Source organism: Persicirhabdus sediminis, assembly GCF_016595495.1.
Taxonomy (GTDB): domain Bacteria; phylum Verrucomicrobiota; class Verrucomicrobiia; order Verrucomicrobiales; family Akkermansiaceae; genus Persicirhabdus; species Persicirhabdus sediminis.
The window spans coordinates 179,470-193,425 of record NZ_JAENIM010000039.1 but is presented as its reverse complement, the minus strand read 5'-3'; the positions used below and the strand labels follow the sequence as shown (position 1 = coordinate 193,425).

Annotated in this window: 10 protein-coding genes and 1 tRNA gene; 4 read left to right on the top strand and 7 right to left on the bottom strand. The window is 49.6% G+C overall.

The window, feature by feature from the left end; translation table 11 throughout:
- Positions 1-33 precede the first annotated feature (33 nt).
- Positions 34-252: a PLDc N-terminal domain-containing protein gene (locus JIN82_RS08360; protein ID WP_200311175.1), complete on the top strand. Its 219-nt coding sequence runs from the start codon at positions 34-36 to the stop codon at positions 250-252.
- A gap of 70 nt (positions 253-322) precedes the next feature.
- On the opposite strand, the gene JIN82_RS08355 is transcribed toward JIN82_RS08360, so the two are convergent.
- A complete protein-coding gene (locus tag JIN82_RS08355) occupies positions 323-1,111 on the bottom strand; it encodes an SDR family NAD(P)-dependent oxidoreductase (protein WP_200311174.1) in 789 nt (262 codons plus the stop codon).
- Positions 1,112-1,245: 134 nt separating this feature from the next.
- Between JIN82_RS08355 and JIN82_RS08350 the strand changes: the two genes are divergently transcribed.
- The 3 genes from JIN82_RS08350 to JIN82_RS08340 all read left to right on the top strand — a co-directional run bounded on the left by JIN82_RS08350 (position 1,246) and on the right by JIN82_RS08340 (position 3,534).
- On the top strand, positions 1,246-2,199 hold the full coding sequence (locus JIN82_RS08350) for a LysR family transcriptional regulator (RefSeq protein WP_200311173.1): 954 nt from the start codon (positions 1,246-1,248) through the stop codon (positions 2,197-2,199).
- A gap of 76 nt (positions 2,200-2,275) precedes the next feature.
- A complete protein-coding gene (gene mnmL / locus JIN82_RS08345) occupies positions 2,276-3,256 on the top strand; it encodes a tRNA modification radical SAM protein MnmL/YtqA (protein WP_200311172.1) in 981 nt (326 codons plus the stop codon).
- A gap of 205 nt (positions 3,257-3,461) precedes the next feature.
- Positions 3,462-3,534: transfer RNA gene (locus JIN82_RS08340), tRNA-Lys, on the top strand.
- A 777-nt stretch (positions 3,535-4,311) separates the two neighbouring features.
- On the opposite strand, the gene JIN82_RS08335 is transcribed toward JIN82_RS08340, so the two are convergent.
- The 6 genes from JIN82_RS08335 to JIN82_RS08310 all read right to left on the bottom strand — a co-directional run bounded on the left by JIN82_RS08335 (position 4,312) and on the right by JIN82_RS08310 (position 13,765).
- Complete coding sequence (locus JIN82_RS08335; protein ID WP_200311171.1) at positions 4,312-6,873, bottom strand: CapA family protein; 2,562 nt, start codon at positions 6,871-6,873, stop codon at positions 4,312-4,314.
- A 25-nt stretch (positions 6,874-6,898) separates the two neighbouring features.
- On the bottom strand, positions 6,899-8,248 hold the full coding sequence (locus tag JIN82_RS08330; RefSeq protein WP_200311170.1) for an NADase-type glycan-binding domain-containing protein: 1,350 nt from the start codon (positions 8,246-8,248) through the stop codon (positions 6,899-6,901).
- A gap of 116 nt (positions 8,249-8,364) precedes the next feature.
- Positions 8,365-10,449: a TonB-dependent receptor gene (locus JIN82_RS08325; protein ID WP_200311169.1), complete on the bottom strand. Its 2,085-nt coding sequence runs from the start codon at positions 10,447-10,449 to the stop codon at positions 8,365-8,367.
- Between the two features lie 63 nt (positions 10,450-10,512).
- On the bottom strand, positions 10,513-10,803 hold the full coding sequence (locus tag JIN82_RS08320) for a DUF971 domain-containing protein (protein ID WP_200311168.1): 291 nt from the start codon (positions 10,801-10,803) through the stop codon (positions 10,513-10,515).
- 8 nt (positions 10,804-10,811) lie between these two features.
- Positions 10,812-11,501, bottom strand: a complete 690-nt coding sequence (locus JIN82_RS08315) for a YggS family pyridoxal phosphate-dependent enzyme (protein ID WP_200311167.1) — start codon at positions 11,499-11,501, stop codon at positions 10,812-10,814.
- A 17-nt stretch (positions 11,502-11,518) separates the two neighbouring features.
- Complete coding sequence (locus tag JIN82_RS08310) at positions 11,519-13,765, bottom strand: carboxy terminal-processing peptidase (RefSeq protein ID WP_200311166.1); 2,247 nt, start codon at positions 13,763-13,765, stop codon at positions 11,519-11,521.
- Between the last annotated feature and the right edge of the window lie 191 nt (positions 13,766-13,956).

The window sequence follows — 13,956 nt, the reverse complement described above, 5'->3', positions numbered from 1 at the left end:
TGGAACACCTCTTACAATTACATCCTTTTTCTCATGAGCGCACTCGGTGGCCAAGAAATCATCATCCTAGCCTTCATCGGGCTGCTTTTCATCATTCCAACAGCATTGTGGATTTGGTCACTCGTTCATTGCATCACCAACAAACGCCTTTCCGATAACAACCGCATCATCGGCATCGTGCTCATTGTTTGCCTCAGCCTGCTCGGCAGCCTGATCTACCTCTTCCTGCCAAGGGAAAACCCAACTAGCTGAGCAGCTAGCTGGGTCTATGGTCTTAGCTGAGCCGGTACTTGTCTACCAGCTGGCTCATTATTTCTTTTGATTAGAAAGCGGTGCGGATGAGCCCGCCTTCTGCGCGGATATTGCTGCCGTTGATCACCGCGGCGCGCTCACTGCTAACAAAGGTAACAATATCACCAATTTCAGCTGGATTGATAAATCGCTGAATCAACGAGCTCGGGCGGTTTTCTTCCATGAATTTGCGTTCGGCTTGCTCAGCTGGCAGGTCCGGATAGACGTCTTTGACAAAGTCTTTTACACTCGCGGTTAGGGTGGGTCCAGGCAACACGCTATTCACCGTCACCTTGGTTCCTTTGGTTAGCTCAGCTAGTGAGCGCGAGATTCCTAACTGCATGGTTTTGGTCGCGCTGTAATGCGCCATTTCTGGAGCTGGGCTGATGCCCGACTCACTGGAGAGGAAAACAACCCGTCCGTGATTTCTATCAAGCATGCCCTGCAGGTAATGTCTAGCTAGACGCACACCACTCATGATATTCGTTTCAAATAATCGCTGCCATGCTTCGTCAGTTTCATCAAAAAACCCAACCGCCTCGTAGATGCCCAGGTTGTTGATCAGGATATCAACTTGAGGGAATTTTTCTACCGTCAACTGGCTACCAGCTGCGGTCGAATTATCCGCCACCAGCGGCTCAAGTTTGGCATCTGGGTGAGTTTTCAAAATAGCCTCAATGGCTGCGTCGACATTTTTCTCGCTACGTCCATTGATGATCACGGTGGCACCTTCGCCAGCTAGTGAGCGGGCAATTTCGAGTCCGATTCCAGCTGATGATGCGGTGACGAGGGCAGTTTTGTTATTCAGTTCTAAGTTCATAATCGTTGTTTTTGTTTTCAGGAAAAATACCAGCAAAGACATTCAGCATGAACCTCTCTGCTTGGATTTGAATTCATTATAAGATGAGATTTGAATAACTCCAATAATGCGACTAATGTGAATCTATTATAATTATGATGATTAACCTCGAGTGGTTGCGCACCTACAAAGAAGTCTACGAACGCGGCAGCATGACTGCTGCGGCTGAGGCGCTGATGATTTCCCAGCCGGGAGTGAGCCTGCACCTGAGCTCGCTGGAGAACCACGTCGGCTACAAACTCTTCGAGCGCAGACCGCGACTGCTCATCCCCACGGAGCGCGGCAAACAGCTCTACAACAGCATCGCCGACCCGCTCAGCTGCCTCGAGGAGGTTGAGGTGAAAAGCCAAAAAAGCCCACAAGCCGAGCGCATCACGGTGACTTTGGGCATGTGTTTTGAAACCTTCCAGCTGGCGCTAGAGCCAGAGGTGCCCAAGCTGCCATTCAATTTGATTTTGGAATTTGCCGAATACCGTCGGCTACTGGAGAAGCTGGAAAATCAAGTCAGTGATCTGGTGGTCAGCCCACATAAACCTGAGCTCCGCGGCATCAGCTACCTGCCATTTTCACAGGAAACCATCGTCATCTACGCCGGCAGAGGTACAGATCTGACGGGCTTCCAAACCGACGACCTCGACCAGCTAGAAAACTGGCTGGACCAACAAACGTGGTACGGCATAGCCAGCGATAACGACCACATGCAGCGGTTCTGGAAGGCCAATTTCAACCAAAAAACTAGCTTCCGACCAAACTACATCGTGCCCAATTTTCACTCGATTTTTCGCATCCTAGCTGGATCACCCGGCCTCGCCATCGTGCCAGATTTCCTTGTACCGCAACTACAAGCTCAGCCAGCTAGCTCAGCCGCTGACCACAATGATGGCAACACTTCCAGCCAGCTGGCATCCGCCCAAATCATCTGGGCAGGCCGCCAGCCATTGCAGAATGTGCTGTATTTTGCCTACCACAAAAAATCCCCCAAGCTAGAAACCATCAAGCATATCATGGGGGTGATCAGCCAGCGCATGCCTGCTAGACCGCCCAGCTAGAGCGTCAGCTGCGAAATTTTGCGCATATCATTGTTGCCCTGCGACAATTGGCGGCGGAAGCGCTATAGGCTACATTATGTCAAGTCAGCCCTCTACCGATGATACAGCCACTCGCGAATTTCCATGGGGAAATGCACGCCGATTCTACTCCCATGCTGATGCCATGAAGGCGCAGTTTGGTGGCCGCGTGCAGAAGGTATCTATCATGGCAGATTTCACCTGCCCAAACCGCGACGGCTCGCTTGGCTACGGCGGCTGCACATTCTGCAATAACGAAAGTTTCACCCCATCGTATACCAAGAAATACCCGCAGATCACCGACCAGATCGACCACGGGCTGGAATTTCTCAAACGCCGCTACCCGCGCGTTGCCAAATACGTAGCCTATTTCCAAGCGTATACCAATACCTACGGCGAGCTGGAAAAACTCAAGTCCACCTACGCTGAAGCTCTCGCCCACCCAGACATCGACGGCCTTGTCATCGGTACACGTCCAGATTGTGTTAATGACGAGCTGCTAGATTATTTCGAAGAGCTGGCGAAAGAAAAACTTCTCGTGGTAGAATACGGTGTGGAAAGCTGCCACAACTCGACGCTCCAGCTGGTTCACCGCGGTCATAGTTTTGAGGACTCCGTGGCGGCGATTGAAAAATCAGCTGGCAGAGGATTCCACGTCGGCGCGCATTTCATGTTTGGCCTGCCTGGCGAATCCCGCTGGGAAATGCTGCAGCAAGTCGACAAAATCAACCAGCTCCCTATCGACTCAGTAAAATTCCACCAGCTGCAGATTGTCAAAGGATCCATCATGGCACACCAATACGAAGCCGATCCAGATGCCTTTGAGCTCTTTGAAAAAGATGAATACATCAATTTCATCATCCAAGTGCTCGAGCGACTGCGCCCAGACCTCGAAGTCCAGCGGCTCAGCTCAGAGTCACCACCGACTATCCGCATCGCCCCGGACTGGGGAAACGCTCGTATCCACGAAATTATGCTGGAAATTGAAGCCGAAATGGAAAAGCGAGATACCTACCAAGGACGATTATATCAGGCATAATTGCAAAAATGGTAATCCACCCGCCAGCTGGCTCGCTCAGGTAGAGAAATCGCCCCTCACAGCGGTAGCGCGAAACCACTCAGGCTAAGCACATTCGAACACCCCGCAGAAAAAAACTTCAGTTTTTAGCAAAAACAATCTTGCCATCACGCGATTTCTGAGTACTTTTCCGCCGCCGCGAGGCACCAAGCAAATCCAACTAAAGGCGCAGATAGCTCAGTTGGTAGAGCAGTTGGCTTTTAACCAATTGGTCCTGGGTTCGAGTCCCAGTCTGCGTACTTTTAGTTTGCTTAATTAATCCACACGATTCTCTTGAACGTGTGGATTTTTTTTACCCATAAATCACCCCAGCGCACAGCAGCTCTGCCGAAGGCTTTCGGACTGCGGAGATCCTTCTCCGCTTTGGTTGCACCAGCTAACCCCACATTCACCAGCTAACCCCACATTCACCAGCTAACCCCACATTCACCAGCTAGCTCCACATTCACAGCTAGCTCCACATTCACCAGCCAGCTCCACATTCACCAGCCAGCCCCGCATTCACCAGCTAGCTCCACATTCACCAGCCAGCCCCACATTCACCAGCTAGCTCCACATTCACCAGCCAGCTCCACATTCACCAGCTAGCGCCACATTCACCAGCTAGCTCCACATTCACCAGCCAGCTCCACATTCACCAGCCAGCTCCACATTCACCAGCCAGCTCCACATTCACCAGCCAGCTCCGCATTCACCAGCTAGCTCCACATTCACCAGCTAGCTCCACATTCACCAGCCAGCTCCACATTCACCAGCCAGCTCCACATTCACCCGCCAGCTCCGCATTCACCAGCTAACCCCACATTCACCAGCTAGCTCCACATTCACCAGCCAGCACCACATTCACCAGCCAGCACCACATTCACCAGCCAGCTCCACATTCACCAGCCAGCTCCACATTCACCAGCGAGCTCCACATTCACCAGCGAGCTCCACATTCACCAGCGAGCTCCACATTCACCAGCGAGCTCCACATTCACCCGCTAGCTACCTCCAACAAACTCACCACTCTCTAATCACCATTCTCCATTCGCCCGCCAGCATTTGATGAAAAACCCATGCTTGCGATCCAAAGCCAAAGAAAGAACCTGATAATCATTAAACCCAATCCGCGATTGATTAGGAAAATACAAATTGCCCAATGAGTACACAATGGGCACACCGCGGAAATATTCAGCCCGCTGAGCCATGTGGCTATGACTCCCAACCACCGCATCCGCACCATGATCAACCAGCCAGCGCGCTAGATCACGCTGCAGCGGCGTGATCACACTGGTATATTCAGCGCCCCAGTGCGGCATCACCACCACAAAATCAGCCAGCTCATTCGCACGCGCCAGAGATTGCGCAAGCTGGTCTTTATGCTTTGGCCAGCTTAGCACACCTGCTGAGGCCTCTCCAGCTGCCCCACGCTCGCCACCAATCGCATTGACCGCGACAACAGCCACCTTCACCGAGCCAAAAGACTCAACCACAGGAGTCGCAGCTAAAGCCACATTCTCCCCTGCGCCTACAGCTATAACACCAAGCGAGCGCAACTCGTCTAAAGTCAACTTGAGTCCACCTACGCCACCGTCCATGGCATGATTATTGGCCAGACTCACCACATCCACACCAGCATCCACCAACGCCCTAAGCTTGTCGCCATCGTCGATGACAAATTGAAACCTACCACCCCTAACTTGCTGCTCATCTCCCCCCAGTGAGCACTCCAGATTTACCATGAAAAAATCAGCCGCCTCCACTTGCTGAGATAACTCACCAACTAACAACTCATCACCTAACTCATAATGCTGAAGATTCACATCACCACCAAATGCCAAAACCTGATCTTCAGCTAGATCTGGAAGTTCATAAATATCAAAGCGACTCCTGCCCTTAAGCAACTCCTCCAGACTAATGATTTCAGGATAGCCACTGAGGTGATGAATCACCAAATCATCCGCATCCAGAAAACCTAACTCACCAACGTCCTGCCACAAATAAGCCACGTGTGAACCTAGATGAATCACCCAGCCACTATGTCCGTGCGTCTGATCCAGCTGAAATCTATCAGCCACACTAACCCCTTCCTGACGTAAAAACAAATACCGCTTAATCTGAGCTGGATTTGACCACGGAATTTTGTACCCGTGACGACGCATCGCATAGACCAAAAAGTTAGCACAATCATTGCCCACTAAAGTTTCCGCTCCCGTCGACTGGCCTTGCATCAATTTGCCAATGCCAAATACATAAGGAGATCCTAACTGCTCGATCAATGACCCCGCTATACCATCACGGTCACGCACACGAATCTCGATTGGCGTTGACCAGCTAGCCCCATTTGCAGCGACCACTTCAGCCTGTAACTTCAATACTCCAGCCACACCCGGCGCTGGCAATAAATCCGCCCAGCTAGTAGCAGCTAGAGCTAGGTCATCCGTCTCAGCCACGAGTTGGCGCCGCAAGCTAACAAACGAACCCGCATCTCCAGTGAACCCTTTACCTAAGCGGGTATCACGTAGCAGATTATACACTGGCTCAGCTGGTTGAAGCCGCCACCAGCGTACCTTTTCATACTCACCCGTTTGGCCAGTTAGCCACAGGTCTGAAAGTTTTCTCTGATGTAAGCGCCAAACGCCATCCAAATCTGGCTGAAAATTTGCCAAACCTAACTTCAGTTCAGTCATCTCTGCTTGCCAGCTAGAAATCATCGTCTTCCACCTATCAGCTGAAGCAGGAATCTCAATTCGATCTAGGTTTTGCAAAATCAGCTGTCGCAGCGAATCTGGCGACTCAGACCATTGCAAACGTGGCACCTCCAATCCTTTTGATAGATATTCTTTTGCCTTCATCGAGCGATCCAGCTGGGTGAGCAGAAACGCATCTAGCTGGATATCGACATTTTGCATCAAGAAGACCTCATCCAAGATAGCCTCGACAAATTGATATGCCTGCTGGTCATCAGCCAGCCACGGACGCGAAATGGAAATACTCGCCGCCTTAACATCCGGCAGCGAGCTCAGGCGACGCCAGTCGCGCTCTATCCAATCCGCTGAGAACCCCGGCTGAGCGTAATAATCCAGATCGATACTCAATACTAACTTGCCCGCTAGCGAAAGCTTCTCAAATCCCTGCCAGTCGACCACTTTAAAGCGATCATCTAGCATACCACAGGCTCGCGGTTCCAGCTGGGTTTGCCAGTTGAGATGTTTAGCCAGCTCAGCCTGCTTTGTAGCCAACTCATCACCTGATAGATCTTCGCCAGCCACCCAAATCACCCGCTGGATAGGCTCAGGCATCAATGGCTCAATCCAGCTGAATGGCTGAATTTCACCGTTCTCCACCCATTCACGCGCGCGACTAGCACGCTGGCGGAGCGAGAGCACTGAGCGCAAGCCAGTTCTCAGACGGTCACTGGCAAAAACTCCTGACGCATCTGAATGCGCATCAATGAGAATCAGCGTATATTCTTCATCAAAGTCTAACTCAGAAGCAAAAAAAGCAAAACTACCAGCGTGCGAATCACTCAGGTAGATAGGCAACTCAGCGGCCAGCGCATTGACAACTAACGCCAACAAGCACGTTAGCGCCATACACAGAGTTCGCCCACATTGCGTTCTAACGCGCCCCATATTGCTCTGGAGCCGCTTTAAGTTTTCCTAAAAAAGAAACATCAGATAAACAGGTATCCTCATACTTGCTACCTGGATAAACACTATCAATTCGCAGCTGTATGGTCTTCATCTTCGTTTTGCATTCGCTCAAGTCAATACGCTGCTCACGTCGTCGATCTAGCAAAGTTCGTTTGAACTCCTCTTTGCCATTAACAACAAAGGTGACATCTTTTACCCTAGAGTTAGACAAGAATAATTCCTCACTACGCGTGTACCCATTTTCTACCAGAACAGAATCTAACTCGATCTCTTTATTCAAAGTAAAATCGAGCACTTCCCCAATACCATGTCCATCTACCCCCTCTGACCACGCAAAAGACTTCTCCCCTTGATTCGTGTGTAAGTTATCTGCTGAATAAGAATAACCATTAGCGTCAGCTAACTGAGAACTTGCCTGCACTTTATAAGTCGTAGTCCATTTATAAAATTTTTCACGATATTGCCTATAGTAGCCATTGGCATCTAGATTAACACAATAGGCATTATAAGGCTCACTGACGTGAATTTCGATATCATTAGCCAATGTAGGTTCAAGCGACTCAAACTCCCACACCCACGTCTCACCGTGACGAACAAAACAATTCACAGGACTAACAATCTTGAACTCCTGAGGAGAAACCCCGTCCAGACTAAGCTTCACACGGCCCTGTTTAATCGGACCATGCCACACAGCTCCGGTAGACAAACGATACTTGAAACTTAGCGCTTCTTTACGAGCATCTTCACTTACATAGCTATAATCACTATCATACTCAGACAGGTAACTAATTTCTAAAACCACTTGAGCTCCTTTAGCGACCTTCATCTCAGAAACCAACCAGCCCTTAATGCCCAAAAATGGCTCCATAGATGGATGCTCAGCCACCTTCTTTGCATCATTGAACGGCTCATGAATGTAAGTTGATCTTAGTTCTTTGCCGTTAAGCTTTACTTGGTAATTGCGGCAGTATTTGACTTCAGTCACAGGTTCTAACTTAGTCTGTTGACCTGATTCAAAACTATATATCCAATTATATGATGATTTCACATCTTCGGCCGGAAAACCAAATTTCACCTTAGCCGATTTCTCGCTAACATTCTCCATCACATAACGCACATTCACCTCTGCGTAATCTGCCTTGAGAACGATACTGAGAGTTTCATCAAGAATCTGAACCTGCTCTACACCAACTGGAGTAAATGGCGTCACCTGTCCTGAAAAATCTAATCCAACATGATAGCCGCCACCATTTGCCTGCACATCAACTACAGCAGCAAAAGGAACGATCATCGCTAGCAAAGCTAATAACTTCATAACAGAAACATATAAGTAGCTAGACTAGCATCAAGCGAAATTGCAACACTTGAACACAAAAAAAAGCGGGTAGTGAAAAGCTCACCACCCGCTATTTCAAATAAATATTTTCTCGTCTACCAAGCGTAGGTGATGCCGAGTTTTGCATTGAATCCAGCTTCGTTGAGGCCAGATCCATGGATGCGATAATCGACGTCGCTGAGGTTCTCCAGCGTTGCCGTTAGCAGCACACTATCAGTCGCCTGCCAGCCACCGCGAATGGTTGGTACCACATAGCCAGGAGTGCCGCCGGGCGGAATGCGGTTGGTATCACTTTCATCACGTGATGACAGCTTGTCCGCTTTCGCAGCGGCATCCACAAACCCCTCAACCCAGTAACGACCATCTAACTCAGTCCAGCGCACACCCAAACGAGCAGTGGCTGGCATCAACCTATCCATTGGCTCACTAACCAGCTGGTTATCAGAACTTGGATAAGTTTCCACCTCACCGTCAATCCACGCTAGCTGGCCAAATGCCGTCCACTGTGGATAGAACTGCCAGTCGCCGCTGAGCTCAAATCCCCAGACGTAGCCGTCGCCGCCATTTCTCTTGGTCACTTCGTAATCGCCATCGATGACATTGCCAGTTGGCGTGCGCACAATCATGTTGGAAATATCCGTATAGAAAACAGAAAATTGTGCGCTGGCACACTCGCTGGCGTAACGCGTTCCCAGCTCATAAGAAATATAATCTTCAGGTTTGAGCCCAGGTGATGGTGTTTCAATTTCATCAGAGCGGGCTGAGTCTAACCTTGAGAGATCTGACAAGTTAGGTGCGCGAAAACTTTGCGCAATACCAGCCCAGTGCGACCAATGGTCGTCTTGCTGATAGAGCAGGCGCGCATTAAATACCAAGGCATCGTAAGATTCATTGATAGAAATAATGCCATCACTGGTAGACACCGTACCGATATCAGCCACGATGTATGAATAGCGCCCACCGAGCGTCAACTTCCACTGATCATTGATATCCCAAACATTGTTAGCATAGGCACCATAAGTTTCATATTTGCCATCATCCCCCACTGGCCCCTGATCAGCATCACCTTTAAAACTGCCATCCGCGTTATAGTCGCGACGGTAGGAATCCACCCGGTCTTGATAGTAATCGAGTCCGTAGCTGAGCGTCCCACCAACCCAGTTAGAACGGAACAACAAATTAGCACCGTAAGTATCTACCCCAAATCCTTGCAGATCGCGGCGACCATCTGAGCGCACACGGTCGCGTTCCTCGTTCAATGTCTGATAGGATAATGTAAACTGCCAGTGGTCGAATACCTGATTAACGTCAGTACCCTCAAGGCGGAAATAAGATAGGCTGCGATCCTGATCGTTCACACGGCGCAATTCGTCGCCATGATCAGTACCCTCCCAGTCGATGCCGTAGATCGTCTTATGAGTACGCCAAACACCATCTTGCTCTAGCTGTTGGTGCGCTAGAGTTAGTCGGGTGTGATTAGAAATCACGTAGTCGAACTTGGCGTCAAATGCCTGCACACCGTAACCCGTATATGGCATGCGCCCAACATCAGCTGCGCGCAGATCACCAATATCACGAGCAGTAAATCCAAGTCTGAGCCCCCACTCGTTGCCAACACCAAACATCGTTTCCAGCCGGCCCGTATTACTGCGGCTCGCAGAGTCGTAGTTGTAGTGCACATTACCGTGCCAATATTGCTGGCCTTCGATAGCTTGATCCACCCCAGTGCTAGATGTTAGTGCATTCACAGTACCACCAACTGAGTCTGATCCGTAAAGAACCGACCCCGAACCACGAACCAACTCAACGCCTGATAGGCTGTATTGATCGATCATACCCCAGTACTGGTTAGGGCCATCACGAAATACAGAGTTATTGAATCGAATACCATCAACTAACATCAGGTTACGAAATCCAGTAAAACCACGGATATATGGAGAGCCAGAGCCAGCGTTAGTTTTCTGGTTCATCACACCAGGAAGCTCAGCCAACGACTGAGACAAGGTAAAATGCATGTTGTGGCGCAAATCAGCATCGCTCAGATAGTCAACACTGAAAGGTGTGCTCATTAATTCAGAGACGCCACGATTGGCGGTGATGACCGTTTCGGCCAACTCCTCATCTGCATGCAGAGAAATGGCCGTTAATAGGATCGATATGATACAAACTAGCTGTTTCATGATCGACCCTTCTAACGACCGATTAATTTCAGTCAACTAATAACAATATCTGCAAAGTTATTATCAAAGCTGCCTGAGCAGATCATAAGTATAAATTCCCGAGCTATGACCGTCAGCCCAGAATAACTGAATTGCGTATCCACCAACCACTTGATAGCGGACCAAGTTGAAACTCTTCGGCGTGTAAAAAACCTGCGGTCTAAGGATTCGCCCCATCGCATCTGGCTCACCTTTACACTTAGCGCACGGACATGCTTTACGCAGCTCGTCTAAGGTGACGTAGTTCTCACTACCATCTTCCCACGCAAGGGCGATCTCATTGCCTATAGCGGCAAAATTTTTCAGCTCAATCATGATTGTTATTATGCAGTTGGGTAATGTCTAGATCCAAAGATAGCAGAGCCAACTCGGACAATGTTAGAACCTTCCTCGATCGCAATTTCGTAGTCGTGGCTCATGCCCATGCTGAGCAGTGGCAAGGCCACCCCATCTAGCTGGTTGAGTTCATCACGAAGCTCGCGCAACTGGCGGAACCAAGCACGTGCACCTTCTGCATTCTCGCTAGCTGGCGGAATGCTCATCAGCCCCTGAATATCTAGATTTTCCAGCTGCATGAGCTCCGCGAGCTGAGTGCGCAGATCGCCTTCACTGAAGCCATGTTTGCTCTCTTCGGCTCCTTGGTTAATCTGAATAAACACCTTGGCTTTGATGCCTAACTCACCAGCTACATTGCTGGTATAGCGAGCTAACTTCAACGAGTCGACGGCGTGAATGACATCAAACAATGGCAAGATTTTGCGCACTTTATTGCGCTGCACGTGGCCAATGTAATGCCAGCTGATAGAATCATCGAGCTCGGCAATCTTCACCTCAGCTTCCTGCAGTTTGCTTTCACCTAGCAGCGGGTGCTCGGCACCAGCTTCGGCCACTATATCAGCTGGCCAGGTTTTGGAAACCACCAGCAATTGGCAGTCATCGAGTGATCGGCCAGCACGCTGAGCAGCGGCAGCCATCTTCTCTTTCACCGTATGAATATTCTCGGCGATGCTCATATTGGGCTAGCTAGAAATTAACGGTTATAAACACCAGCAGTTTTTGCCTTATCCACTTGCTCGATAAGATCCGCTAGAATGTTGATGCCCTCGCGCTTGACGGGATCAAGACGGCTTGGCCAATCTGGAGTATCATCCAGGTCAGCAACGTCATCTTTAGCCTTACGCATGAAGTCTTCATTTTCCACGTCAAAGTTGATCAGCTCGAGCTCCTCATCTTCAAGGTCGTCTAACTTGAGTCGATAGAATTTGAATTTCTCAGAATCAGCCGCGGCTACTTCAGCAAAACGTTGCTTCTGCTCGAGGTTGCGTGATTTTTTACGCGCATCCGCTTCAGCAATCTCAGCTTCGCGGATCTCTTTATTCAGTGAGTCGCGGTTGAGTTCACGTTTCTCTTTCAGGCGGTTTGCATCTTCCACCACATATTGGAAATCTACTGAGTTATTGATTCGCTCAGTGCTGCCCGCTTTGAGCACAGGCAGGAATAGGTTAGAGCGATTTTCTGGGGTAAATCCAGCTGCGCGGCGGATTTTATCGTATGGCATGGCATAGTCCATGTACTGTTCGCCAATTTCAAAGGCATCTAGCAATGAAGGCAATACGATGTCAGCCTCAACACCTTTGAGCTGAGTGGAACCACCAGATACACGATAGAATTTCTGGATGGTTGGTTTGAGCACACCAGCGCGATCTGCACGCGCCATGATAGGCATCATTCGAGCGATCTCGATTGGCTGCTGCACAGTACCTTTTCCGTAGGTAGAGGAATCTCCAACAATCACAGCGCGGTTGTAGTCTTGCAGTGCGCCAGCTAGAATTTCACTAGCGGAAGCTGAAGTTTTGTCGATCAGAACAACCATTGGTCCGTCGAAGATAGCACGCTGCTGAGCGTCTTTCACTTCGATGCGACGGCGGTGATCTTTCACTTGAACCACTGGTCCTTTGCCGATGAAGAATCCTGTCATGCGGCGAACTTCTTCAAGCGAGCCGCCACCGTTACCACGTAGGTCTAGCAGGATGCCTTCCACTTTCTCCTCAGCTAGGCGCTTAACAAGCTTCTCTACATCCACGGAACAACGAGTGCTCCAGTCCTGCATATCAGCGTAAAATGATGGTAGAGAAATCCAACCGATGCGGCGAGTCACACCACCAGCGTCTTTCATCTGGATGAGTTCCGCATTGGCTAACTCTTCTTTCATTTCCACCTTAGCGCGGTCGATGATGATATATTTGATCTCACCAGGGGCGCCGTTAGCTGGCTCCACCTTGAGTTTAACCTGAGTTTTTTCTTTGCCGCGGATGAGGTCCACCACGCGATCGAGCTTCATAAACATGATGTCCGTCATCTCGCCATCGTTTAGAGAATCCACTCCAACAATGCGGTCGTTAAGCTGCAGCTCACCTTGTTTATCAGCTGGGCCACCGACTACGATGCCGGAGATTTTTGTCGCGCCGTCGTCTTCAGCTTGCAGTAGTGCGCCGATGCCAACGAGCGAATGCTGCATGCCAGACATGAAGCGCTCCATTTCTGATGCTGAGAAATAATCCGTATGCGGGTCGTAGCTCTTGGCTACCGCACTGAGGAAATAGTTAGCCACATCTTCAGAAGTGGCCTCATCGATGCCGTGAAGCACGCGCTGGTAGCGCAGAGAAATCATTTCAGCTGGCGATTCCTTATCCTTGAGCGGATCATCTTTGCCCTGCTCTTCAGCCAGTCTAGCTATGGTTTCGCGGCGCAGTGTTTCGCTGAGCATTGCGTCCGTTAGGCGCTTCTTCCACAGCATCTTAGCCTCCGCTTCATCAGCTGGCCACTCGGCTTCTTTGCGCGAACGGGTAACAAAATCGTCTTTGGTGAAATCAAACTCGTCAGCCTTGAGAAACTCCTGAGCTTCGGTAATGCGCTGCTGAGCGCGAAGTTTGAACACATTATAAATCTCGCTAGCTGGATCCATGCTATCACTAGCTACCAATAACAAGTGCATCTGATTTCCGTACTGCTCGCGCAATTTGTCGACGTCGGATTTCAAAAAGTACAGCTTGCCGGGATCGAGCGACTGCAGATACGAATCAAAGAAGCGCTCCCCCAGTTTCTGGTTAAACGGCAAATTCTCATGCTCGTAGTGGGTATTTTGCAGCATGATAGCCATGCTGCGCCCAACCGCATTAAAATCCGTATTGGCGATTTCATTGTCGGCCGTTGCACAAGAAACACTAGCAAAGCTAAGAACAGCTCCAGTGATCAGTTTTGCGAAAAGATGCTTCATAGATATTACTTGGTATACGCACACCGAGTGCTTCGCAAATCAAGAATTTCCAATTATTCAATGATCAGCCGCACTGGTGAGTTATTTACACTAGGCAGAATCACTCAACTGTCACTTAAAATACCCAGAAAGCTATGGAAAATCATGCTTTCCAGTGTGTCATCTAGCTAGACTGAGGTGACATCACCGCA

Bases quoted from the DNA above. Each gene is read 5' to 3' on its own strand.
- JIN82_RS08360 (WP_200311175.1), top strand. From the start codon at position 34: ATGAGCGCACTCGGTGGCCAAGAAATCATCATCCTAGCCTTCATCGGG.
- JIN82_RS08355 (WP_200311174.1), bottom strand. From the start codon at position 1,111: ATGAACTTAGAACTGAATAACAAAACTGCCCTCGTCACCGCATCATCA.
- JIN82_RS08350 (WP_200311173.1), top strand. From the start codon at position 1,246: ATGATGATTAACCTCGAGTGGTTGCGCACCTACAAAGAAGTCTACGAA.
- mnmL (WP_200311172.1), top strand. From the start codon at position 2,276: ATGTCAAGTCAGCCCTCTACCGATGATACAGCCACTCGCGAATTTCCA.
- JIN82_RS08335 (WP_200311171.1), bottom strand. From the start codon at position 6,873: ATGGCGCTAACGTGCTTGTTGGCGTTAGTTGTCAATGCGCTGGCCGCT.
- JIN82_RS08330 (WP_200311170.1), bottom strand. From the start codon at position 8,248: ATGAAGTTATTAGCTTTGCTAGCGATGATCGTTCCTTTTGCTGCTGTA.
- JIN82_RS08325 (WP_200311169.1), bottom strand. From the start codon at position 10,449: ATGAAACAGCTAGTTTGTATCATATCGATCCTATTAACGGCCATTTCT.
- JIN82_RS08320 (WP_200311168.1), bottom strand. From the start codon at position 10,803: ATGATTGAGCTGAAAAATTTTGCCGCTATAGGCAATGAGATCGCCCTT.
- JIN82_RS08315 (WP_200311167.1), bottom strand. From the start codon at position 11,501: ATGAGCATCGCCGAGAATATTCATACGGTGAAAGAGAAGATGGCTGCC.
- JIN82_RS08310 (WP_200311166.1), bottom strand. From the start codon at position 13,765: ATGAAGCATCTTTTCGCAAAACTGATCACTGGAGCTGTTCTTAGCTTT.